The sequence below is a fragment of the Asticcacaulis sp. genome (assembly GCF_051956075.1).
Classification (GTDB): domain Bacteria; phylum Pseudomonadota; class Alphaproteobacteria; order Caulobacterales; family Caulobacteraceae; genus Asticcacaulis.
Map to the genome: position 1 here is coordinate 20,992 of NZ_JBQCGA010000036.1, position 24,328 is coordinate 45,319.

General features: G+C 61.2%; 13 protein-coding genes. 7 read left to right on the forward strand and 6 right to left on the reverse strand.

The genetic code is table 11. The annotated features are described in order from the left end of the window. Positions 1–48 precede the first annotated feature (48 nt). The 3 genes from ACTHLA_RS09565 to agaR all read right to left on the reverse strand — a co-directional run bounded on the left by ACTHLA_RS09565 (position 49) and on the right by agaR (position 4,003). Complete coding sequence (locus ACTHLA_RS09565; RefSeq protein ID WP_440187949.1) at positions 49–969, reverse strand: EamA family transporter; 921 nt, start codon at positions 967–969, stop codon at positions 49–51. Next, a complete protein-coding gene (locus ACTHLA_RS09570; RefSeq protein ID WP_440187952.1) occupies positions 966–3,068 on the reverse strand; it encodes an alpha-galactosidase in 2,103 nt (700 codons plus the stop codon). Before ACTHLA_RS09570 ends, ACTHLA_RS09565 begins: the two co-directional genes overlap by 4 nt. 146 nt (positions 3,069–3,214) lie before the next feature. Continuing rightward, positions 3,215–4,003 carry a transcriptional repressor AgaR gene (agaR, locus tag ACTHLA_RS09575; RefSeq protein ID WP_440187955.1) on the reverse strand — a complete coding sequence of 263 codons (789 nt, stop codon included), beginning with the start codon at positions 4,001–4,003 and terminating at the stop codon, positions 3,215–3,217. A 283-nt stretch (positions 4,004–4,286) separates the two neighbouring features. On the opposite strand from agaR, the gene ACTHLA_RS09580 reads away from it, so the two are divergent. The 5 genes from ACTHLA_RS09580 (at position 4,287) to ACTHLA_RS09600 (ending at position 15,226) form a co-directional block, all read left to right on the forward strand. Continuing rightward, positions 4,287–7,154 carry a TonB-dependent receptor gene (locus tag ACTHLA_RS09580; protein ID WP_440187958.1) on the forward strand — a complete coding sequence of 956 codons (2,868 nt, stop codon included), beginning with the start codon at positions 4,287–4,289 and terminating at the stop codon, positions 7,152–7,154. A gap of 276 nt (positions 7,155–7,430) precedes the next feature. Next, positions 7,431–10,829 carry a TonB-dependent receptor gene (locus ACTHLA_RS09585; RefSeq protein ID WP_440187961.1) on the forward strand — a complete coding sequence of 1,133 codons (3,399 nt, stop codon included), beginning with the start codon at positions 7,431–7,433 and terminating at the stop codon, positions 10,827–10,829. Positions 10,830–11,007: 178 nt separating this feature from the next. Next, a complete protein-coding gene (locus ACTHLA_RS09590) occupies positions 11,008–12,486 on the forward strand; it encodes a tryptophan halogenase family protein (RefSeq protein WP_440187964.1) in 1,479 nt (492 codons plus the stop codon). Next, positions 12,486–13,310 (forward strand): spherulation-specific family 4 protein, encoded by an 825-nt coding sequence (locus ACTHLA_RS09595; RefSeq protein ID WP_440187967.1) that lies wholly within the window; start codon positions 12,486–12,488, stop codon positions 13,308–13,310. Before ACTHLA_RS09590 ends, ACTHLA_RS09595 begins: the two co-directional genes overlap by 1 nt. 17 nt (positions 13,311–13,327) lie before the next feature. Then, positions 13,328–15,226: an NPCBM/NEW2 domain-containing protein gene (locus ACTHLA_RS09600; protein ID WP_440187970.1), complete on the forward strand. Its 1,899-nt coding sequence runs from the start codon at positions 13,328–13,330 to the stop codon at positions 15,224–15,226. Here the strand turns inward: ACTHLA_RS09600 and ACTHLA_RS09605 are convergent, their stop codons facing one another. Continuing rightward, on the reverse strand, positions 15,227–16,471 hold the full coding sequence (locus ACTHLA_RS09605; RefSeq protein ID WP_440187973.1) for a spinster family MFS transporter: 1,245 nt from the start codon (positions 16,469–16,471) through the stop codon (positions 15,227–15,229). Between the two features lie 217 nt (positions 16,472–16,688). Here ACTHLA_RS09605 and ACTHLA_RS09610 point away from each other — a divergent pair, with 217 nt between their 5' ends. Further along, complete coding sequence (locus ACTHLA_RS09610; protein ID WP_440187976.1) at positions 16,689–17,102, forward strand: response regulator; 414 nt, start codon at positions 16,689–16,691, stop codon at positions 17,100–17,102. A 12-nt stretch (positions 17,103–17,114) separates the two neighbouring features. Here the strand turns inward: ACTHLA_RS09610 and ACTHLA_RS09615 are convergent, their stop codons facing one another. Next, positions 17,115–18,527 carry a glycoside hydrolase family 28 protein gene (locus tag ACTHLA_RS09615; RefSeq protein ID WP_440187979.1) on the reverse strand — a complete coding sequence of 471 codons (1,413 nt, stop codon included), beginning with the start codon at positions 18,525–18,527 and terminating at the stop codon, positions 17,115–17,117. Beyond that, positions 18,524–21,082 (reverse strand): glycosyl hydrolase, encoded by a 2,559-nt coding sequence (locus tag ACTHLA_RS09620; RefSeq protein WP_440187982.1) that lies wholly within the window; start codon positions 21,080–21,082, stop codon positions 18,524–18,526. Before ACTHLA_RS09620 ends, ACTHLA_RS09615 begins: the two co-directional genes overlap by 4 nt. Before the next feature lie 237 nt (positions 21,083–21,319). Between ACTHLA_RS09620 and ACTHLA_RS09625 the strand changes: the two genes are divergently transcribed. Then, a complete protein-coding gene (locus ACTHLA_RS09625; RefSeq protein ID WP_440187985.1) occupies positions 21,320–24,322 on the forward strand; it encodes a sugar-binding domain-containing protein in 3,003 nt (1,000 codons plus the stop codon). The last annotated feature ends 6 nt before the right edge of the window (positions 24,323–24,328 follow it).

Consider the following 24,328-nt stretch of genomic DNA (forward strand, 5'->3'; position numbering starts at 1 on the left):
AAAACAATGAAAACGAAACTTATAAATTTCGCTTTATGGTGTCAAAAATTAGGGCGCCAGGGCCAGAAAGATCGAGGCCAGCAGGGCCAGCACCAGCCCGACGGTCTTGAGCGCACCGGGTACGACGCCTTCCAGCAGCAGGGACAGGATGGCGGTGATCAGCGGGCCCCCGGCATTGCTTAAGGGCGCGACCACGATCGCCTTGCCGTAACGAAAGGCATAGACCAGCAAAAGCGCGCCTATGGCATTGAGCATCTGGATGGCGGCGGCCAGCCAAGGCCCGTCCCAGCCCCAGTTCACCGGATGCGAAAAGTCCGTCATCATCAGCGCCGCCGGGATCAGCATCAGACCCGACACCATCATGTAAAAGAAGATGCTTTCGGCGCTCATGACATTATTGGCGCTCTTCATGAAATAGGCCTGCACGCCCCAGCACAGCATGACGATCAGGGCCAGAACGAACCAGCCGGCGCCATGCACGACAGCCGTGCCGCCCGGATCGTAATCGAACATCGGCAGGGCGAACAGGGCCAGCACAACGCCGAGCGCCCCCAGCCAGTTGGTGCGTTCGCGCAAGATAAGGAAAGACATGATGATGGTGATCAGCGGCGACAACGAAATCACCGGAAAGATCAGATAGGCCGGGCCGGTCGAGACGGCGTAGAACAGCACCATCTGTCCCCCTGCGCCCAGAAGCCCGATGGCCAGTCCGTAGGCAATGGCCTTCGGCTTGATATCAAGCTTCCAGCGCTCGCGCTGCATGACGATGACGGCGGGCACGATCATGGTGACGGCCCAGACGCAGTAGGTCAGGGTTTCCGGGAAGCCGCGCTGCGCCGAAATACCGGCGAAAGCGCCCCAGATTCCCCACAAAACCACCGTGGCGAGGGCGAACCACAGCCAGCGGCGGCCGCCGGTTTCAGGCGTCGCGTCGGCGGGCGGAACGGCGGTGATAACGGGATCGGTCATGCTGCCTCTCCGGCGGGAATAGCTTCGATGACGAGGAAATGCTCAAAGGCGAGATCGAGATGCGGATGGGCTTCGGATACGGCGCCCAGATCGCGGTCGTTGAAATAGTCGCGCACCCGGTAAGCGCCCTTCAGCCCCCGCAATTCGACCGGGCCGCGCCACTTTTCGGCATAAAACGCATAGTGCAGGCGGCCGTCCTTTTCGACGACATGGGCTTCGGGCTTGTCGAAGCCGATGTCGTAAAGCTCGCCGCGATAGGCGCCCTGCGGCAGCTTTTTTTCGTTATAGAGCGCGATCCATTTGCGCCACAAAGCCTCTTTTTCCGGCGTCAGCAGGAAGTTGGAGCCGGGCGCGCGGCCCTCATGCGGCCAGGTGAACTTGGTCGAGACAATCCCGCCGATACCCACGGTCGAGGCAAAATCGTCGCCGCCGTCCGACAGTTCAACATGGTCGCCGGAAAAGGCCGCCGACGGCCCCATCAGCGCTTTCAGCGACTTGCCCTTGAGCCGCACCTGCCAGGATGAGGTCGGATCGGAGGCCGGGGCGTTGTTCATATAGGGGAAGTTGAAAAACGAATAGCAGTCGCCACACGGGCAGATTTCGACCACGGCGTCGGGGTGGGCGGCCTGCGCCGTATCGTAAACGCACTTCCAGAAGGTTTGCAGCTTCTCGACCGATTCATCCGGGTAAGCGTGATTGTGCAAGGGGTTATAGCAAGGCGCGACGCCGTTCAGGTGCTGGCCGTCGATCTTGACGCCATCGAAACCCCAGTCCCTGAAGATCTTGCTGAACAGGGCTTCGGTATAGTCGATGGTCGGCTGATAGGCGGGACAGAGGTAAAAAGAATTCCACCATGAAATCAGTTGCGGCGCGCCGTTCTGATCGAGCAGCAGCATGTCGCTGTGGTCGTGCAGAAGATCGGTGCCCGGATCGACGGCCAGGGGCGTGATCCACAGCCGCGCCTTCAGGCCCGCCGCCTTGATCTTCGCGGAGAGGTCGCGCATGTCGGCGTCGCCGCGCGGAAATTTCTTCGGATTGAGATACCAGTCGCCTTCCGAAGTCTGCCAGCCGTCATCGAGCACCGCCCAGCCCAGCCCCAGATCGGCGGCCTTGGCCAGCGTGCCCTCCACCTCTTCGGGCGTGCCGACGCGGTCATAGCCCCAGGCGCACCAGATGCCTTCGTAAGAGGCGGCGGGCGGTTTGGGCGCGGCCAGTCCGCGTTCGGCCATGACCTGGCGATAGGTGTCGAGCGTCACGAAATAATCGCCGCGGTGCGTGGTGACGAAGGTGTCGAGCGTCGTAAAGCTGTCGCCCGGTTTGAGCGTCACAGCGTGATCCATGCTGACGGCAATGCCAGCGCCCGCCCTGGTGGCGATCAGCGGTAGCGAAACGAGCTTCGGCACAGGCTCGACATGGCCGACCGCCAGCCCGGCATCGGGGCGCCAGACATCGACGACCGGCGTGCCGCTGCCGTAATCCGAGGCGTTCATGCCCATGAAATTGGGCTGATCGAAACCGGCCTTGACCGGCTGCACCCAGTCGCGGCGGTCCTCGTGCGACGAACCCGACCATGACCAGAAGCCGTGGCCTGCGTCTTTCAGCATGTGCGCGCCATTGCTCCAGCCAGCGATCTCCAGCGTTTTTGCGCCCGCATTGCGATAGCTGACCTGCTCGATGGCAAAGCCCGGATAGCGCTTGTAAAAGGTCAGGCTGACCGTCTTTTCCAGCCCTTCGGCTGAACGGCCGGTGATGGTGAAGCGCCGGCCCGCGCCGTGGGCGTCGGCGACCGCCTCCTGTTGGCGGCCGGTGAAATGGAAGCTGTCGATGCGCAGGGCCGGTTTGTCGCCGTTTTTCAGCGTGACAAAATCGCTTGGGGCAAAATCGCTGAGCAGAAGGCGCGCGCCACCGCGCATGGTCGAGACGCGGCTAAACAGGCGGGCGTCGAATTCGATGGTCATGACCCCATCGGCGGCGCTGGCGACGGGCAGGGCGGGCCTGACTTTTGCAAAAGCCATTTCCGGCATCAGCATGGGGCTGAGCGCCGCGCCGGTCAGCAGGGACAAAAGGCTGCGACGATGGAGAAAGGCTTGGGCTGTCATGATTTGCAAGCTCCGGCGCAGAGCCGCTTAAGACGCGGCGTGACATCGATGCTTGCGATGTTGCATAGTTTGCGCGCCTAACGCAACACAAAGATAACAAAACGAAAGAAAATATCCATGTGCCCATGCACGGCCCACGCGGCCCTTTAAGCGATATGGACGCGGAAACCGAGGTTGGCTTCGGGCTGGCGGATATAGTCGGGCGCGTCGGAATCGGTGATCAGGTCGTCGATTTCGCTGATGTCGATGATGCGGTGCAGGCAGACCTTGCCGAATTTCGACGAGTCGGTCACCGCGATGATGCGCCGCGCCGTCTCGACCATCTTGCGGTTCAGTTGCGCTTCGGGCTCATAATGGGTGGTGATGCCGCGTGCGACATCGAAGCCATCGACGCCCAAAAACAGCTTGTCGAGCAGCAAATCATCAAGCGCAGCAAGGGTTTGCGCGCCATAAAAGGCCATGTTCTTGCGGCGCAGCTCGCCGCCCAGCATGACGATTTTCAGGTTGCGTTTCTGGCTGAGCGCACCCAGCACATCGAAATCATTGGTGACGACGGTAATGCCGTCATCATCGGGCAGGAAGCGCGCAATCTGCATGGCGGTCGTGCCGGAATCGAGCATGATGGAGTCGCCCGGCTGCACCAGGGCGGCGGCCAGGCGACCGATGCGCTCCTTTTCTTCGGTGTGGGTGACGCGCTTGGCCTCGATCGGCGCCTCGGTGATATTGACCACTTCGGCGGCGATGGCGCCACCATAGGCGCGCGCCGCAACCCCATGCATTTCAAGGAAGTGCAGATCCTTGCGGATCGTCTGCATCGACACGCCGAACACGTCCGAAAGCGACGCCACCTGCACGCTGCCGCGCGATTTGATCATGTGGGTAATCTGGCGTCGGCGTTCGCTGGTGTCGCGTGTGACCTTGGTGGCGGTGGTCATGCATCTGTCTTTCGGTTGCGCATTTTGGGGCGCAGAGTTTGAGTCGTTTCAGCCTATTTATCCCTAAGTGCGCGCCATAATTCAATGCGGATATGGTTTTTGCCTGAAAATCAGCCGGGAAGGCATAAAAGCGTGATATATATGTTTCATTTCATTGCGACTTCGAAAGAAACAGCGCTTGTTGCGCTTTTTAATGGTTGACAGGCCGGAAGTGGTGCGTAACGAAAGATAACGAAAGATTGGCTCTGCCTTTCCGGCGGGCCCGCATGATGGAGGCGAGACGATGCGCGTGAAGACAAACCTCGTAAATACACTCATGGGCAGCGTGGCCCTGATCGCTTTCGCCGGTCCGGCCTGGGCGCAGCAAACGCCGGCCGCAGCGCCCGACAGCGCCGCATCCGGCGACACAACCGAGGTCGTGGTGGTCGGGATGCGCGGCAGCCTCGCCAAATCCCTGCATGAAAAGCGCGACGCCAGCGTCATTGCCGATTCGATCAACGCCACCGAACTGGGGCGCTTTCCCGATAATGATGTTGCTGATTCCTTAAGCCACGTCACCGGCATCACCATCAACCGCACGACGGGCGGCGAGGGCCAATATGTCAGCGTGCGCGGCTTAGGCTCGCAATATAATATCGTCACGCTGAATGACCGCATCCTGGCCACCGACGACGATGGCCGCGACTTCGCTTTCGACATTCTGCCTTCGGATATAATTTCAGGCGCCGACGTGTTGAAATCGCCGCAGGCCTCGGCGCTGGAAGGCAGTATTGGCGGCACGGTCAATCTGCGCTCGGCGCGGCCGTTCGACCGCACAGGCTTTCATGCGGCCCTGCGCGCTGAGGGCAGCTACAACGACATGTCGGAATATTACGGCAAGAAGGTTTCCGGCTTCATCAGCGACACCATGGACAATGACAAGTTCGGCTTCCTGCTGGGCGCCGTCTATTCCGACACCAAGACGCGCAGCGACTCGCTCAACTACAATACCTATGATCCCGCCAATCCCGGCGTCTGGCCACTCAATTCCAACAATGCCGTGGTGGCTGAATGCTGCATCTCCTACGGCTCCATCGTGGATGAAAAACAGCGCACGGCCCTGACCGGGACACTGGAATGGCGGCCGTCCGACGACATCCGTATCGTCGCCGACCTGATGTTCACGCGCCTGCGCGATCCGCAGGTCGCCTATAATCACTCCTTCTATCCCGACTTCACCTATGATGCGAACGGCAATCCCGAATGGAGCAATGTCACCGTCAATAATGGGCTGGTGACCTCTTTCACCGGCGCCAATTTCACCCCCGAAGTCGTCAACAATACGGTCAACCGCGTCGTCAACACCTCTTTGTTCGGCCTGAACGGAAGCTGGGACGTCAATGACCACCTGACCTTTGACGGCGACGCCTATTATTCGAAAGCCGACCGTCCCGAAGGCGGCGCCGACACCTTCGTCACCGCCGGTCTTGTGTCGCCGACGCCTTATAATCAGGACACGATCACCATGACGGCCAATCCGGGCGGCCTGCCGGACATGGTGATCACCCTGCCGGGCGGGGTCGATTACGCCACGGCCCTGGCTTCAGGCCAGCTCAATGACCAGAGCCTGTGGAGCACCCACTATGTCGGCTTAAGCGGCTATTCGATCCAGGACAGGATCACCGGCTTAAAACTCAATGGCGCCTGGCATCAGGATGCGGGCTTCCTGAAATCGGTGACGTTCGGCGTCAACTACACCGACCGCTCCAAGTCGCGGCGCGATGTCAGCAATGACTGGAACAATGGCTCGAACCAGTATGGCTCGCTCTATAATACGCTGGACGGCCAGCCTGGACCGATCACCTTTGCGACCATGAACGCCGATGTCATCTCGACCTTCAACTTCCCGCACTTCATGCAAGGGGCGGGCGGCAAATTCCCGATGACCATGGCGCTGCTCAACGCCAACGCCCTGCTCGCGGGCCTGAAAAACCTCGACGGCACGCCCAACTATACCAGCGGCGAGGGCGTCTATGATTTCAGCCTGACCCAGCCGCAATATAATCCGACCAATTCCTATGAGGTGAACGAAAAGACCTTCGCCGCCTTTATCGAGGCCAGCTTCAGCAGCGAGCACTGGGACGGCAATCTGGGCCTGCGCATGGTCTCGACCCAGACCCACGCCACGACGGCCACGAATGAGATCCTGTCGGTGACGGTGGCCGACACCTCCAACCCGACCAATCCGGGCGTCGTGCAATATTCCGACATTACGCCGGTCAACGCCAAGGGCCATTATACGCTGGCCCTGCCGTCGCTGAACCTGATCTATCATATCCGTCCCGACCTGCAACTGCGGCTGGGCGCCGCCGAGGTCATGTCGCGGCCCAATCTCAACCAGCTGGCGCCGACCTCGACCAATAACGCCATCAATCAGGAATATATCCTCTATTATGACGGCAATGCCGATCTGCGTCCGATCAAGGCCGATCAGTTCGACGCCTCGCTGGAATGGTATTACCAGCCCAGAGACATGTTGTCGGTGGCCCTGTTCGACAAGAAGCTACGTGACGACATCACCACGGCCCAGACCAATAATGTCGATATCGGCGCCGTCGGCTGCTTCAACGGTCAGGCCTGCACACCCCTGCCGTTCAGCATCACCCAGCCGATCAATGGGGACAAGGCCGATATCTACGGCGTCGAAGTCAGTTGGCAGCATATTCTCGATAATGGCTTCGGCGTCCATGCGCAATATACCCACACCTGGAGCAAGACGGTGATCGACGGCGCCTCGGCGGGGCCGGAAGCGGGCGTGTCGCCCACCACCTTTTCGGCCAATCTCTTCTATGAACACGGGCCCGTGCTGGCCAGCGTGTCGTGGGACTATGCCGGCGCCTTCACCCAGTCCACCTTTACCGAGGTGGATGGCTGGCCCGCCATTTCCAGATCGACAAGCTGGCAGAACGCCACGGCCTCCTATGCCGTCACCCCGCGCGTCAAGCTCTATATTGAAGGCAAGAACCTGACCAATACGATCGTCAGAACCTTCCTCAACGGTAACGCCAACGCCATCTGGTCGGCGGGCGCCACCGGCACGGGCAGCGGCGTCGATTCCGGCTACAGCGCCTTCGGACGCACGATCACGGTCGGCGTCGGCATGACCTTTTAAACCTTCGGCTTGACTCGTCCTGTTGATCTGGCGGACGCGGTGAAAACCGCGTTCCGCTTTTTTTTATGTAAAAACAGGCTCGTGGCCGATTTTATAGGGCGCGACCTCAACCCAACTATTGCGTAGCTGCAACACTTTTTCCGGAAAAAATCATATTTATTTCATTCGGCATAACAGGGTTTGACCGTCTGTAGCAAATGTAGCATAGTATACGTAGCCTTGTTAAAATCGAGGGTCTATTAAGCTGCAAAAATGATAAAAGAGGGTGTTAGGACGATGACGATCAAGAGGAAGATTCATGGGGTTTCGCAAGCGGCTCTGAGCATGGCGCTGGTGTGCGGCGCTCTGGCGAGCGCAGGCCACGCTTTCGCCGGACCTCAGGATACGGCAAGCGATTCAAGCGACGCTACGGATAAGGCGAAGGATAAGAAGGCCGACAGTACGACGGTTATTGTCGTCGGTTCGCGCAAGGCCCTCCAAACCGCGCAGGATATTAAGAAGCGCGCCGACACCATCGTCGATTCGATCACGGCGACCGATATCGGCGCCTTCCCGGACAAGTCGGTGGCCGAGGCGCTGCAACGCGTGCCAGGCGTGACTGTGATGCGCTCCGTGGCGGGCGGCGACGTCATGCACTTCCCCGCCGAGCCGACCGGCGTGATCATCCGCGGTCTGCAGCAGGTCAAGTCGGAATTTAACGGCCGTGACATTTTCAGCGCCGGTTCGTCCTCGGGGCTGAGCTGGGAGGATGTGTCGCCGGAAATGCTGGCGGGCGTCGATACTTACAAGAACCTTACCGCCGACATGCTGGAAGGCGGCATCGCCGGCACGGTCAATCTGCGCACGCGCCTGCCGTTCGACCAGAAGGGCCAGCTGATCTCCGGCACGATTGAAGGCGACTACGGGGACTTAAGCAAAAAATGGGAGCCGTCCGCGTCCGTCCTTTATTCAAACCGCTGGTCCACGGAACTTGGCGATTTCGGCGTCCTGGGCGATCTGGCCTATTCCAGGATCCAGACGGTCAGCCAGGGCGCCATCCTCCCGCGCATGATGCCGTTCGCGGCAGGCGTCTATACCGACCAGATGAACTATATCCCCTCGGGCATCAGCTATAACAACACGACCTATGACCGCACGCGCAAGGGAATTTCACTGGCCGGTCAGTGGCAGAGCCCCGATCATCATTTCAAGGCGACGCTGCAATATAATAAGTCGTCTTACGAGAACACCTGGAACGAAGACCAGCTCCTGAGCTACTGGGCCTGGGTCGATCCGGCGACCACGACGGAATCGACCGTTTGGACCGACGGCACGCTGATCGCGCCGCCGGATGCGCCGGGCCTGGGCATCAACGAAGCCGGCGGCGGCACGCCGTTCACGTTTGGCGACAATGGCATGTTCCAAAAGGGTGTCATCACCTCGACGGCGGGCAGCTGGGGGTATGGCACGATCGCCGATTGGTCTACCGGCGCCTACCAGGAAGGCTCGACCGACTATCTGGGCACCTATGATCAGTACGGCATTAATGAGCCAATCTATCAGCCCTGTATCGATTCCAACGTCACTCACGCCAATCAGCCGTGCCGCCTGGCGCCGTCGGTCAATCTGGCGACGCGCTATTCGACCGAGACGCGCAACGTCGAGGACACCTCGCTCAACTTTGTCTGGACGCCGACCGATCGTCTGCAACTGACGTTTGACGCCCAGCACGTCCTGTCCACCAATACCCATTACGATATTACCTATCGCAACGGCACTTACGCCAATCTCGCCGTCGATCTGACGGGTGAGTTGCCTAAGCTGAGCTTCGAGGCCCCGTCGGGTTACAATGTCGTGGGGACCGATCCTCTGGCGGATTACCGCAACTACTTCAACGAATCCATCATGGATCACCTGGAGGATAGCAAGGCGACGCTGAACGCTTTCAAACTGGACGGCGTCTATGATTTTGACGGGCCTTGGCTCAGCGAGATTAAGGCGGGCGTGCGCGTCTCCGAACGCGATCAGCTCAATCAGTGGTCGGCCTATGACTGGCAGTCCATATCCAGCAACTGGGGCGCCAATCCGGCGGAGTCCTTCCACCTCGACGCCCCCGCGACGGCCAATTTCGCCGGTTATCCGGGAACCTACTGGCAGACCACAAGCTTTGGGACGGACGGCTTGCTGAAGGGGCTGATCGGCCAGAACCAGTTCGTCACCCTCAATCCGGGTTACTTAAAAGACATCAATCTGATGGAGGCGACCTTTGGCAAGACGGCGCAGTCGGCGGGCGGCAAGACGCCGTCCTCCAACTGGGATCCGATCTGCATGCGTTCGGGCAATATCGCCGGAAGCTGCTTCCAGCCGGGAGAACTCCTGAACGTGACGCTCAAGGAGGACTCCGCCTACGCCATGCTGAAATTCGGCGGGCCGGATGCAACCCTGTTTGGCAGCGCAATCACCCTCTCCGGCAATGTCGGCCTGCGTGTAGTCAAGACTGACCTGACCAGCGTAGGCGCGACGAATTTCGCCATCCCCTTCACCGCCGACGAACTGAACTGCCAGCCTTTGAGCGCAGAGCAGATCGCCGCCCTGCAACCTGGTCAATACGCGATTTCCCCGGCCTGTCTGGCGGTCAATTCGACCGACGATCGGACCTTCTCCGATGGCGGCTTTGACGCCTCGACGGTCAAGACGTCGCACACCTATACCTTGCCAAGCCTGAACCTGGCCTTCTCGCTGCCGCAAGGCTGGATCGTGCGTTTCGCGGCCTCGCGCGGCATGTCGATGCCGGATATGGGTCTGCTCAAGAACTATATGACGCTGCAACGCAGCTATGTGCCGCAATCGGCGATCACTCAGGGCAATCCCAGCATTGTTCTGGATGGTTCGGGCAAGCCGGTCAGCTATATGTACGGCTATTCCGGCTCGACCGGCAATCCGCGCCTGAAAGCGATCCAGGCCGATCAGCTCGATCTGTCGGTAGAGCGCTACTTCGCCGAGGTCGGCTCGTTCAGCTTCGACATCTTCTCTAAGAAGTTCTATGACTACATCCAGAACGGCACCTTCAATGTGCCGATGACGCATAACGGCGTGACGCGCAATGTTGTCGTCAACGGTCCCGTCAATGGCGATGGCGCTACGGTCAAGGGCTTCGAACTGGCCTTCCAGCGCTACTTCACCTTCCTGCCCAAACCGGTCGACGGTCTGGGGATGCAGGCCAACTATACGCATCTGCATAATGAGGGCGTGAAGAACTCCAACCTCTATCTTGACGACGCCGACGGCAATACGGTTGCACGTTCGGCGCAGGACGGCATGATCAATCCGGGCCGCCTCGAACAGCTCTCCGACGACAGCTATAACCTCATCCTTATGTACGATAAGGGACCGTTTGGCGCCCGTCTGGCCTATAACTGGCGCTCGAAATACGTCAATTCGGTCAATGACTGCTGCATCGGCTTCCCGGTCTGGAATGCGGCCGAAGGCTTCCTCGACGGATCGCTCCGCTATGCGGTCACGCCGCACGTTGAAATCGACCTGCAAGGCAGCAACCTCCTGGGCGAGCGTCCAAAAATCTATCAGGAAGTTCAGGGTCCAACGGCGGCCAATCCCAACCAGGCGGCGCTTCTCTTGCCCGCCGGCACCTTCGACTTTGACCGCCGCTTCTCGGTCAGCCTACGCTTCAAATACTAGCAGGTAAGCTCTCACAACTAAAGGCGCGCGCCTGATGCGCGCCTGGCTCGGTCTCCCTGACGCGCCGGTTCCCCGGACTCCTGTCTTGCGGCGCGTCTAGACTGGCGGCGCGCGGCGGCTTTACCGTCGCTGCGCGCCTTCTTTTCTCAGGGCGACGAAAACAACAGGAGAGGCAGGGATGAAGGTCGTCATACTGGGCGGCGGCACGGCGGGATGGATGGCGGCGGCGTGTCTGGCCAGGGTCTATGGTCGCACGCTCGATGTCACACTGGTTGAATCTGAAGCGATCGGCGCGGTTGGAGTCGGCGAAGCCACCATTCCGATGATCAACCTGTTCCATCAAATTCTCGGCGTCAGCGAAAGCGATCTCGTTCGCGAGGCTGACGCCACCTTCAAGCTGGGTATAGAGTTCGCCGACTGGCTGCGTCCTGGCCACGCCTATCTGCATCCGTTCGGCGCCTATGGTGTCAACATGGAGGGATTGGGCTTTCATCACTACTGGTTGCGCCTGGCCGCGCAACAAAAGGCGCAGGACTATGGCCTGTTCAATATGGAGACTCTGGCCATCCGCTCGGGACGCTGCGGTCCGACGCAAACTGACCTGCCGAATATCAAGCTCAATAAGGCCTATCATTTCGACGCGAGCCTTTATGCGGCCTTCCTGCGTCGCTACGCTGAGACGCGCGGGGTTGCGCGCGTCGAAGGCCGGGTGGAAGGCGCTGAAAAGGATGCTATGAGCGGCGACGTTCTGGCGCTCAATCTGAATGACGGTCGCCGCGTCTCGGGCGATCTGTTCCTCGACTGCTCCGGTTTCGCCGCCCTGTTGATCGGCAAGACGCTCGAAGTTCCGTTCGAGGACTGGAGCGCCTGGCTGCCGTGCAACCGCGCCGTCGCGGTCGGTTGCGCAACGGACGGCCCGCCCACTCCCTTTACGCGCGCGACCGCGCGCGAGGCGGGCTGGCAGTGGCGCATCCCGCTGCAGAGCCGCCTTGGCAACGGCTATGTCTTCTGCGACGCCTTTCTGAGCGAGGATGAGGCAGCCGATAAACTCCTGTCGCGGCTGGACGGCGCGTCCCTGACCGACCCGCGCGTCCTGACATTCACCACAGGACGACGCGCGCGCGGTTGGGAGAAGAATGTCGTCGCCTTAGGGCTGGCCGCCGGCTTTCTGGAGCCGCTGGAATCGACCTCGATCCATCTTGTGCAAAGCGCGCTGTCGCGTCTGATGGCGGTCTTCCCGCGCGAGCGCGTCAACCCGCTGATCCGCGATAAGTTCAACGCCGAGATGAACGCCGAATACGGCCATATTCGCGATTTTCTGGTCGCCCATTATACGCTGACCGAGCGTGACGACACGCCTTTCTGGCGGCATTGCCGCAATCTGCCCGTTCCGGACAGCTTAAAGATGCGAATAGACATCTTCCGCGACGAGGGCCTGCTGGTCGAATTTCCTTATGATCTGTTCAAAGAGACGAGCTGGTTTTCGGTCCTGATGGGGCAGGGCGTGCGTCCGCAAACCTATCACCCCTTGGCCGATGCGCTGGCGCCGGAGGATTTTCTCAATCGTATGCAGTCCTTACGCCGCATGATCGCCACGCGCGCCGCCGGGCTGCCCACCCACGCCGCCTATATCGACAAGGTGAAAGAGACCGCTTGATGAAACACTTTATAATCGGCCTTCTTCTGGCCGCCCTCCTTCCGGCTCAGGCGCTGGCGCACCCGAAACTGGCCGTGGTCAGCTACTGGGGCCAGCGCATCGAAAATTTCGAGCGCATTCCGGATCACGCCATCGCCCTGATCAATCCGAATAGCGGCATACTGGCTTCTGACAGCATTACCGCGCCCGTAGATAATCTTGGCATCTATAAAAGCGTGTTTCGGCATGCGCAAAAGCATGATCTTCGCCTTTATGGCTATGTGCCGACCGGATATTTCAATCATGCTTGCGTCGAAGAAGGCAAGTGCCAGACCTGGGAGCGCATCGAGGCGCAGGTAAAGACCTATTTCAACACGATGCCGGGACTGACCGGGATATTTTTCGACGAAACCGCCCCCGCCGACTATAGCTGCGACGCCTATGCCGCCGAGTACCAAAAGCTGCGCGATCTGGTGGCGAAATATCGCCCCAGCGGTAAGATCATCTTCAATGTCGGCATGCCTGACGTTTGCGCCGTCAAGGCGGTTAAGTCCGGCGAGATGATCGTATTGTTCGAAAATGACGGCGCCCATTACGTCAACGACTACGCCAAGATCAAGGCGGCGACCGACCTGGCGCACCAGAATGGCGTGCAGGTCTGGCATATCGTCAACAATGTCCCGACCCGTGCCCTGTTCAACACCGCCCTGAAAGCCGCCGACATTTACGCGCCCGACTATTTTTACGTCATTGACGTCAGTGGCGACTGGCAGGCGGGCTTTGACACCTATGGCGACCTGCCGTCCTACTGGAAGTCCGAGGTCAAGGCTTTAAGCGGCCAATAGATAGAGGAAACAGAGAGTTGAAAGCGATAAACCTTCTGGCGACGACCGCCCTGATCGCGCTGGTGTCTTTACCGGTCCATGCCCAGACCTCGCCAAAAGGCGTCTGGCTGGGCCGCGACGACGGCGCCGCGCAGACCCCGCCTATGGGCTGGAACAGCTGGAACGCATTTCGCACCGAGGTCGACGAAGACAAGGTGATGGGCGCCGCCCGCGCGCTGGTTGACGACGGGCTGGCGAAGAAGGGCTATACCTATGTCAATCTCGATGACGGCTGGTGGCTGAAACGCCGTCAGCCGGACGGGCGCATGATCGTGCGCACGCGCATCTTCCCTTCGGCGGCGACAAAGGACGGCGCGACCAGCTTCCGCCCGTTCACCGACCGACTGCACGCCATGGGTCTGAAGGCGGGCATCTATACCGACATCGGTCGAAACGCCTGCTCGCAGGCCTATAATCTCGATTCGCCCAACCTGCCTGAAGGCACAGCGCAGGAGCGTCAGGTCGGTCTCGACGGCCATGAAGCGCAGGATATCAACCTCTATTTTAAGGACTGGGGCTTCGACTATATCAAGGTCGACGCCTGCGGTCTGGCCGACTATGCGCCTGGCTCGAAACGGGTGATCGACAACGGCTATATCGGCCTTGAGCCTGAGATCGACCGGTCCTCGCTCAACCGCACTGACGACGCCAGGGTCGAGGCGCGCTATCAGAAGGTCGCCACAGCGCTGAAAGCCGCCAATCCTGACGGCGATTACGTCTTCTCGATCTGCGATTGGGGCATGGCCGACGTGCGCCGCTGGGGTAAGGATGTCGGCTCAAGCTGGCGCACTTCCAGCGACATCACGCCGAACTGGTCGAGCATGCTGCACAATTACGACAGCGCGGCTGGACGCGCGCTTTACGCAGGCCCCGGTCACTGGAATGACCCGGACATTCTCTATATCGGCGCGGGTGATTTTGACGCGGATCACCTGACCGAGGCGCGCAGCCATTTTTCGCTGTGGGCCATGCTGGATGCGCCGCTCCTGATCAGCTACGACCTGCGCAAGGCGCCGCAGGCGCTCCTCGATATCTGGGGTAATGCTGACCTGATCGCCGTCGATCAGGACAAGGCTGGCAATCAGGCGACGATCGCCTATGATTCCGAGGACGCGCAGATCCTGGTCAAGACGATGAGCGACGGCCATAAGGTCGCCGCCCTGTTCAATCGCACAGCGTCGCCGCAAACGGTGACGCTGATGGCCAGCCATCTGAAGCTGCGCAGCGATGCGCCGATCACGCTGACCGACCTGTGGTCGAAGGCGCAAAGCGCCTTCACCGGCGAGACGACGTTCACGCTGGCGCCCCATGAAACCCGCGTCTTCTCGGCGCAAGGCCCGCGCGAACTGGCGAACGGCCTCTACCTGTCGGAAATGCCGGGCGCGATCAATGTCGCTGACGACGGCGTGCGCAATCCCGAACTCGATCCGGCCATCCATCGCATGATCGACCCATGGGGCGGTTCGCGCTCCGGCGGCTCGCGCCCGATGTATGCGGGTTGGGGCGGCGCTCAGGCCGATGCGACGCCCTATGGTGAGACCTTGCAGATCGATGGGCAAAGTTTCACGAACGGCCTCGGCGTGCTCGGAAATTCCTTACTGCAGGTGAAGAATGACAAGGGCTTCACCAGTTTCCACGCCACCGTCGGGATCGACGATTCGACGCGCAACCGCGACCGGCCTGTGACCTTCTTCGTCTATGCCGACGGCAAACAGGTCGCCAAAAGTCCGGCCTTGCGCTTTGGCGACAGGCCTTTTGAGCTGAACGCCGATATTTCCGGCGCCAGAGTGATCGAGCTTCAGGCCGTCAACGACAGCGAAAGGAACGAAATCCCGGTGGTGGTCACTTGGGGCGCGGCGCGGCTGGAGCGACCCTGATCAATCGCTCCAGTCCTTTCCAAGACGCGCCGCCGCGATCGTGAGCAGGATGGCGGCGAGGATGTAGAAGCCAAGTCCCGCCAGAAACGCATATTTGAGCGCTTCGGCGCCGAAGGCGGGCGTTAGAAGGTCGGACAGCTTGCCGAACGCATAGGGGCCAAGGCCGAGGCCGATCAGGTTGAGGATGAGCAGGAACAGGGCCGAGACCTGGCTGCGCGCGGCGGGCGGTCCCAGATGCTGCACGGCGGTCAGGAGAGGACCGAACCACATCAGGCCCAGCGCCTGGGGTATGACGAACAGCCAGAAGGCGAAGGACGGCGCTTTAACCATCACCGCCAGCACGTAAAAGCCGGCGGACAATATGAAGGCGATGGCCGGGATCAGCGCATAGGCGCCCTTGCGCGCGCCGCCCAGCCGGTCGGCCAAAGCTCCGCCCAGCAGCATGCCCGCCACCCCGCCGATCAGGGTGACCCCGGCGATAAAGCGCGAGGCGTGAACGAGATCAAACCCGGCGCTGCGCACCAGATAGGCGGGCAGCCAGAACATCAGCCCGTAACCGACCAGTGAGGCGCTGCCCGCGCCTATGGAGATCAGCCAGAAGGCCGGACGGGAAAAAGCGCTGGCCGCGACCCCAGCCAGAGACGGCATGGCGACGGCGGGTTTCTGACGCGCGGGTTCTTTGACCAGCAGCAGAAACGGCGCGGTCATAACAAGGCCCGCCAGACCGACCCAGATAAAGGCGCGTCGCCAGTCGCTGGCTAGCAGTCCGCCGATCCATGCGCCCGCCGCAATGCCGACAGGTATGCCGAGCGAATAGATCGCCATGGCGCGGGCGCGCATTCGCGGCGGGAAGTAATCGGCAATCAGGCTATAGGCCGGGGCGACGCCGCCCGCTTCGCCGACGCCGACGCCCATGCGCGCGATAAACAGGCTGACAAAGCCGCCCGTCAGGCCGCACAGGGCGGTAAAGCCCGACCACAGGGCTAGCGCCGCCGCCATGACGCCGACGCGCGACGCCCGATCCGCCAGCCGCGCCGCCGGAATGGCGAGGACAGAATAGAACAGACCGAAGGCGAGGCCGCCCAGCCAGCCCATCTGCGCGTCGCTCAAATGAAACTCAGCCTTGATCGGCACGGCCAGGATGCTGAGGATCTGCCGGTCGAGGAAGTTGAGAATATAGACCAGGCTTAACATGATCAGCCCCAGCCAGGGACGGGCGGAGGAAGCTTGCGGTGTGGACGCCATGTAGGGGCCTGTCTTGCAGCGAGAGAGGCAGGCTTCATACCGGCTCCGTCCCGGTTCGTCTATCCGGCCCGCAGGCTGCAAAATCGATGACGCAGATGCGGCGCGCCTGAATCACGAAAAATTTGACCAGAATCAGACGCTTTTTGCCCGTAAAGCGTAATCAGACTGCCACATTCGCCGGATAGAGGATCGCCATGTGCAGCGTAGGGAGGTGGACATGAGCGGTAGGGAGTGTTTGCGCATCCTTGTTGTTGACGACAATCCAGAAGCGGCGACTCTCATAGCTGAGTCCCTTAACGATCTTGGCGCGGAGGCGCAGGCCTGTCTGTCAGGCGTTGACGCGCTGGCCCATGCGCTGCGCTTTCGACCGCAAATCCTGATGCTCGATCTCGACATGCCGGGCATGGATGGCTTTGAGCTGGCGCAAACCTTACGCAGGCGCGATGATTTTCGTCCCGCCAAGCTGATCGCCCAGACTGCCTATGGCGACGCCACGACGCGCGCAAAAACCGCGCGCGCCGGTTTTGACCTGCATTTGACCAAGCCGCTCGGCTTTGCGCGGCTCGGCGAGATGCTCGATCTGCTAAGCAGCGTTCTGACGGTCAAACCGGCGCAATCTCCAGCCCTTTGACGCCCCGCGCCACTACCCCGCGTTCAGCCCCGTCACGTCCCTGGCGTCCTCCAGCCGCACATGCGAGCCGTCGGCGGCGTCAATTGTCGTGTCGGTGAAGTGAATCCCGTCGGCGTGGATGATCTCGCCCGCCGTCTTCGCCTTGATATGGATATCGTCAAGCGTCACGTCTTTAAGCGGCGCATCGGGATAGGCCTCAAAACGGATGGCGGCGCGGGCGTTATCGGCCTCGATGTGGCTGATATGAACATCGTGATAGTGCGGCAGGCCCTCATCGTGCGGCACGGGCGTGGCGAGAAGCTTCCAGCTTTGCGGCGGGTCTTTCACATCGGCGGGGATGCTGGCGTAGGAGTAAGCCGGGTTCCAGTTCAGGTCGGCGCGGATGGCGGTTTCGACGCCGTATATCTTCATGTCATGGATATTGAGATTGTACATGTCGCCGCCGCGCGTATGCGCCGATTTCAGCAGAATGCCATTGACCGTCGGGCCGACCACCTTCAGGCCATAGACCTCGACATCGTGGATGCCGCCGGAGGTTTCAGAGCCGAAGGCGATGCCTGCCACGCCCGCGCGAATGATGGAATTGCGCACCACGATATTGTAACTGGGCCGGTTGACGCGCAGGCCGTCGGCGTCGCGGCCCGACTTGATGACGATGTCGTCGTCATGATTGTCGATGTCGGCGTTCTCAACCAGAACTTCGTGACAGGAATCAATATCGACCCCATCGGTTGACGGTCCAAATCCGCCGATATTGTTGCGCACCTCAATGCCCGACACCTTGATATTGTCGGAATAGGTGACCTGCACGGTCCAGAAGCCGGAGCGCTTCAGATGCAGCGGATTATCGAGGCTTCCATTACCGATCTCGACGCGCCGCGCGCCATAGATCAGCATCAGCCGCGCGCGTTCGGCGTCATAGTCGGACGCCCAGCGCAGGCCTTTCGGCTCATATTCGTGGCGCAGCTTCCAGTAGGCGTCCCAGAACACCTTGCCGTCGCCGTCGATGATCCCGTCGCCGTAAATCTTCACGTCGGTCTGTTTATAGACATTGATCAAAGCGACCGGCCAGGTCATCTCGATCCCGGCCACGCGCGAGGGCAGGCGCGGATAGGCCTTCAGATCCTGCGCGCCGGTTAAGACGACGCCCTTGTCGATGCGCAGAGCCATATGCGATTTTAAGAATAAGGCCCCGGTCAGATAGGTTCCGGGCTTTAAGACGAGCGTTCCCGCCTTATCCGCCGTCGCGTCGATCGCGGCTTGCAGCGCCCTGGTGTCGTCGGTGACGCCGTCGCCCTTGGCGCCGAAAGCCTCGGCGTGCAGGACGGCCTCGCCAATGCCGCGCGGCGCGTCGATCCGCACTTCGGCATGGGCGGCCAGCGGAGCGGCGGCGATGGCGAACAGGGCGATGAGAAGCGGCTTCATGGGGCGATCTCCAGTTTCGGGGCGGTCATCAGGCCGGAGGGCAGGGGGGCCAGGTTGTTTATGCCTTGCGGCGAAAAGCGCTCGCCGTATCTGGCGATCAGCGGGGCGTAATCGGGCGTCGGGCGACCGGACAGTTCATTGATCGCGGTGTTGCTGACGCGCACCTCCAGCCGGTTGTCGCCCGCCGTGACGTAGCCGCTCAGGTCCAGCGTGAACGGCGAGGTCCAGACCGCGCCGACACGGCGGCCATTCACGAAAATCTCGGCGGCTTCGCGCACCGGCGGATCGATCAGGGCCTGCGAGCCCATGGCCCGCCTCGGCGGCGGAACCGGTTGGCCGGCGCCGAAATCGAGCGCGACATGCGCCCTGGCCTGGGCAGGCGTGAGGCGCAGCGTGCGGCTATAGGTCAGCGCGCCGGAAAAACGCGCCAGCGCCGGATCGCGCGTCCAGGAACCGAAACCGGTCACCGGCTGCGCTTTTCCGTCTGGCGCGCGGAGCGTCCAACCGGCTTTCAGCGTCAGGGTCTGCTTCGTCGTAGGCGGCGCTTCACCCTCTCCGGTGGCGAAGACGCGCGACTCATAAGGCGCCAGGGTGAGGACGCCGCTGGCGGCCTGCTCGGCGCCGGTGACCGGATTCCAGGCCTGGGCGATGTTCGCCGCGCGGAAAACCGGCGTGAAGGCGACGCTCTGATTGGTGGTGTTGGCGACGAAATAGACATCGGCTTGGCCGAGGCGACGGTGGACATAGCCGACGCCGGACGGCAGCCCCGCCGCGTCGGGCGCGCCGACGCCTTGCAGGGCGGCGGGCAGATCGGCTAGCGCCACCGCGCCGTTGGGGAACAGATCATGCGCGCAGGCCTGCACAGCAGCGGCGTCTTGTGCCGCATTCAACAGGCCAGTTCCCTGATTGGGCAGGCGGTCCAGCGCGATCACATGCCCGCCTTGCGCAGCGTAAGCCTGCAAGGCCGCGCAGGTCTGCGGCGACAAACGCTCGACAGCGGGCAGGATCAGAATTTTGTGGCCGACGCCTTTGGCGGCGATGGCTCCAGCGTCGACATAGTCGAAATTATAACCGCTATCGAGCAGGCTGATCGTCAGCTCCGGCGTGATCCATTTGTCCATGCGCCCGTTGATCGTCGCCTTGCCGGGCGTGGTTGCGGCCAGCGCGTCGTCTTCGGGCAGGTAGAGCGCCACATCAGCGACGTTATCGCCCTGCCGCAACAGCCAGCTCATGCGCGTCAGATATTGGTTGAGGTCAGGCATGACGCCCCACCACGGATTATGGTCGTTAAACACGCCCGCCGCATAGAAGGACCAGCCGGGTTCCCCTGCGTCCGGCGGCGAATAGGGCCAACCATGGGCGACGAACTGGTTGATCCCCTCCAGCATCAGCACATCCGCTTCTGCCTTGATGTCGAGCGGCGTGGCGCGGAACGGCGTGGTGTGCACCCAGGTCCAGCTTTCCGCCGAGGTGACCGGACGATGATAGATATGATTGGCGGAACTCGCCCAGCGCGCGGTCGAGAATTGCCGCCAGTGCGCGCCTTCGCCTTCGGGCAGATCGACAAGCGCGTTGGACGACAGGCTGACCGGCGGCGTTCCATAAACCTGTGCGCGGAACTTGGTGTCGTGCGCCTTCGCCCAGTCCTCAATCGTGTTCAGGTAGCGCTCGTCGGTCAGCTCGCTCAAGGTCAGCGCCCAGTCGTGTCGCACATTCTCCGTTTCCGGGCTGTCGTCGAACAGCTCGAACAGGTGCGGCGTCAGGTCATAGCCGCGCCGCTTCTGAAACTGCGCCAGAAGATCGCCGGTCCAGTCGGCGCCATAGACTTCGAGGCTGTCGCTGAAGACAGAATAGGGCGGCGCGTCGAAAGCCGTCATCAGCCGATCCGCCACCGCGCTCAGATGGTGTTCGACGGCGGTCTTGTTCATATGGTCCAGCACCAGACCTTCGGCGCCGACGGCGGCGCGCTTGACCTGCTGCTGCGTCGGGCTCTGGATGAACAGGAACAGCTTGTCGCCGGGCTGCGTCGCAATCGTGTGGTCGAGGCTGACCAGGCGCGCCGATTTTTCGTCGGCGCCGACAAATCCGGCGATGAAACGCTCGCCCGGCGAAAGGGCGGGCAGGGGCTGGCTTGCGTCTTCAATCAGCTTGCGGATATGGGCCGAGGCCTGATCGGGGCTGGTGTTCGGCCCACCATAGGGCCAGCCGGAGCCGAGCGTGACATCGACGCGCAGGCCCGCCGCCAGACCGGCCTGATCAGCGACACCGACCATCTTCAGGAAATCGTCGGACAGGTAGGGCAGGTTGCCCTGCGTCTTCAAGGGATAGACGGGCTGGATCTCGAATCCGCCGAAACCGCCCGCCTTCATGGCCGCGATCTCGCGTTTCAGCTCATCGGCCTGCACCGCCGGCCCGAACCACCACCAGCGCACTATGGGCCGCGCCGCGTCATGGGGCGCCATGAACTCTGCGCGCAAATCCTGCGCAGGACATGCGCCAGAGCACGCCGCCAGCGCGCAACCGAGCAGCAGCGCGTGTGTCGCCCCTCCTGACATGGGCCTCTCCTGTCTAGCTGCGGCGCGTTAATCGCCGTCTTGTCGCTATATTTATTCATAAATAGTCAAATGTGAACATATATTTACATTTTTGATACATCGCCCTTGCGTGGATTTCGCGCCATTCGCGAGGAAGGCCTTTCTTATATAGACGTTTATGGGTTGTGCGGCGGTCAGGTTTATGCTCAATATTGGTATGACAAGTTATCGAAAATCGGTTTTTAATCAATTTCAATCATGAAAAGCCCGCTGCTGACCGGCCTGTGCGCCGCCGCTCTCATGGCCGCTCTCATGGCCTCTCTTATGGCTTCTCCGGCGTTAGCTGAACGCGCCTCCGTTCTTATTGCCTCGCCGCGTCAGTCCTTTAACTTTGATCAGGGCTGGAAGATGCACACGGGCGACGATCCGGCGGCGGCGGGGATCGCCTATGACGATGCGGGCTGGCAGAAGGTCACCCTGCCGCACGCCTTCAACGAGGACGAAGCGTTCGCGCGCGATATCCATAAGCTCTCGACCGGGATCACCTGGTATCGCAAGACCTTCCGCTTGCCCGAAGCGAAGGCGGACAGGCATGTCTTCCTCGAATTTCAGGGCGTGCGTCAGGCCGCCGAGGTGTGGGTCAATGGCGTCGAGGTGGGCTTAAGCGAAAACGGCGTCATGGCCTTCGGCTTCGACATCACCAAGGCGCTGAAATCCGGCGACAATGTCGTCGCCGTGCGCGTCGATAATGACTGGAAATACCGCGAGCGCGCCACCAATACGCCGTATCAGTGGAGCGACATGAATTTCTACGCCAACTATGGCGGCGTCAATAAGCCGGTGCGGCTGCACATCACTGGCGACGTCTATCAGTCCCTGCCGCTGTACTCGAACCTCGGCACGACAGGCGCCTATATCTGGGCCGACGGCTTCGACATTGCGGGCGCCAGCGCCACGATCCATGCCGAAACTCAGGTCCATGCCGACCGGGCGATGGATGTAACCTATCAGGCCATTGTGCGCGATCTCGACGGCAAGGTGGTGGCCACAATCGACGGCGGCGGGGCAGCTCTGAAGGCGGGCGAGACGACCACGCTCTCAGCGCAAGCGAAGATCGACGGCCTGCACTTCTGGAGCTGGGGCTATGGCTATCTCTATACAGTGACCACCGTGCTGAAGGACGCCTCCGGACACGTCATCGACGCGGTTGATACGAAGACCGGCTTTCGCAAGACAGAGTTCGACCATGGCATGTTCCGGCTCAATGACCGCGTGCTGATGCTCAAAGGCTATGCGCAGCGCACGACCGACGAATGGCCCGCCGTCGGGGTCGATGTGCCGCCCTGGATCACGGATTTTTCGGACAAGCTGATTACCCACGACAACGGCAATCTGGTGCGCTGGATGCACGTCACGCCGTCCAAGCAGCAGGTCGAATCGAGCGACCGCATCGGACTTCTGACCAATATGCCGGCGGGCGATTCCGAGGGCGACCCCAAGGGACGCCGCTGGGAGCAGCGCGTCGAACTGATGCGCGACGCCATCATCTATAACCGCAACGATCCGTCGATTATCTTCTATGAAAGCGGCAATCACGGCATCTCCGAAGATCATATGGCGCAGATGAAGGCGGTGCGCGACCAGTATGATCCACACGGCGGACGCGCCATCGGTTCGCGAGAAATGCTCGATTCCAAGATCGCCGAATATGGCGGCGAGATGCTCTATATCAACAAGAGCGCGGGCAAGCCTTTGTGGGCGCACGAATATTCGCGCGATGAGGCCGCGCGCGCCTATGAGGACGACTGGACGCCGCCGTTTCATAAGGATTCGCCCGACTATAACCGCAATAACGACTCCATGGCGGTTGAAGACGTCAAACGCTGGTGGGACTATTACCAGCAGCGGCCCGGCTCCGGCGACCGCGTCAGCGCCGGCGGCGTCAAGATCGGCTTCACCGACTCAAATTCGCACTTCCGCGGCGACAACAATTATCGCCGCTCCGGCGTGCTCGACGCCGTGCGCCTGCCCAAGGACGCCTGGTTTGCGCATCGCGTCATGTGGGGCGGCTGGGTCAATTCCGACGATCCGGCGACCTATATTATCGGCCACTGGAACTACACGGCGGGAACCATTAAGCCGGTATATGTCTTCTCGAACGGCGACAGCGTCGAGCTGTTCCTCAACGGCAAATCTCTCGGTCATGGTCAAAGGAGCGACGGCTTCCTGTTCACCTTCCCGGATGTGCATTTTGAGCCGGGTGGGTTGACGGCGGTCGCAAGCTACAAAAACGGGCAAAAATCGCAATATTCGCTAAAAACAGCGGGAAAACCCGCAAAAATCCGGCTTACGCCCCACTATGGGCCACGCGGCTTCACCGCCGATGGCGACGACCTGATGCTGGTCGATGTCGAGGTGGTCGATAAGGACGATCAGCGCGTGCCGACCGCCTTCAACACCATCCATTTTCACCTGAGCGGCGCCGCCGTCTGGAAGGGCGGCATAGCCCAGATGGAAGGCCCGTCCGACCCCGCCAAGAAGGACTCAAGGAACGGGGTTGAGGCCACCGACCTGCCGGTCGAGCTGGGCGTCAACCGCGTGCTGATCCGCGCGACCACGAAAGCGGGCAAGGTGCATCTGACCGCTACGGCGGACGGGCTGCAATCCGCGGCGCTCGACACAGAAAGCCATGCCATCGCCAAACCGGTCGGCGGCCTGTCCACCGTCTTTGCGGAAGACGCCCAGCCGCCCGACCTGTCGCGCGGCCCGACGCCGCTGACCCCGTCCTTTACACCGTTCCAAACCACGATCCCGGTCGCCTCGATCACGGCGGGCTCGAATGCTGAGGATGCGACCCTCAGCCATGACGACAACGAAAAGACCGCCTGGTCCAGCGACGGAACGCCTGCAAACGCCTGGATCGAATATGATTTCTCCCAACCGGAAAGCCCCTGCGTCCTGTCGCTGAAACTGACCGGCTGGCGGCTGCGGTCCCATCCGATCCGCGTCACCCTGGACGGCAAGACCGTCTTTGAAGGCGTGACGCCCAAATCGCTCGGCTATGTCAATCTGCCGCTGTCACCCGCCACGGGTCAGCACCTGCGCATTACATTGACCGGACCGACGGAGGATCGGGACGCTTTCGGCAAGATTGTCGAACTCAAGAACAATAAGGAGGCGGCCAGCGTCGGTGCCGACAAGGTGGCCGCCGGATGGCGGCTCAGCGTGGTCGAGGCCGATATTCTCAAACCGGCGACATAGCGCCGC

Coding starts and splice junctions, on each gene's coding strand:
- ACTHLA_RS09565 (WP_440187949.1), bottom strand. CDS start 969: ATGACCGATCCCGTTATCACCGCCGTTCCGCCCGCCGACGCGACGCCT.
- ACTHLA_RS09570 (WP_440187952.1), bottom strand. CDS start 3,068: ATGACAGCCCAAGCCTTTCTCCATCGTCGCAGCCTTTTGTCCCTGCTG.
- agaR (WP_440187955.1), bottom strand. CDS start 4,003: ATGACCACCGCCACCAAGGTCACACGCGACACCAGCGAACGCCGACGC.
- ACTHLA_RS09580 (WP_440187958.1), top strand. CDS start 4,287: ATGCGCGTGAAGACAAACCTCGTAAATACACTCATGGGCAGCGTGGCC.
- ACTHLA_RS09585 (WP_440187961.1), top strand. CDS start 7,431: ATGACGATCAAGAGGAAGATTCATGGGGTTTCGCAAGCGGCTCTGAGC.
- ACTHLA_RS09590 (WP_440187964.1), top strand. CDS start 11,008: ATGAAGGTCGTCATACTGGGCGGCGGCACGGCGGGATGGATGGCGGCG.
- ACTHLA_RS09595 (WP_440187967.1), top strand. CDS start 12,486: ATGAAACACTTTATAATCGGCCTTCTTCTGGCCGCCCTCCTTCCGGCT.
- ACTHLA_RS09605 (WP_440187973.1), bottom strand. CDS start 16,471: ATGGCGTCCACACCGCAAGCTTCCTCCGCCCGTCCCTGGCTGGGGCTG.
- ACTHLA_RS09610 (WP_440187976.1), top strand. CDS start 16,689: ATGAGCGGTAGGGAGTGTTTGCGCATCCTTGTTGTTGACGACAATCCA.
- ACTHLA_RS09615 (WP_440187979.1), bottom strand. CDS start 18,527: ATGAAGCCGCTTCTCATCGCCCTGTTCGCCATCGCCGCCGCTCCGCTG.
- ACTHLA_RS09620 (WP_440187982.1), bottom strand. CDS start 21,082: ATGTCAGGAGGGGCGACACACGCGCTGCTGCTCGGTTGCGCGCTGGCG.
- ACTHLA_RS09625 (WP_440187985.1), top strand. CDS start 21,320: ATGAAAAGCCCGCTGCTGACCGGCCTGTGCGCCGCCGCTCTCATGGCC.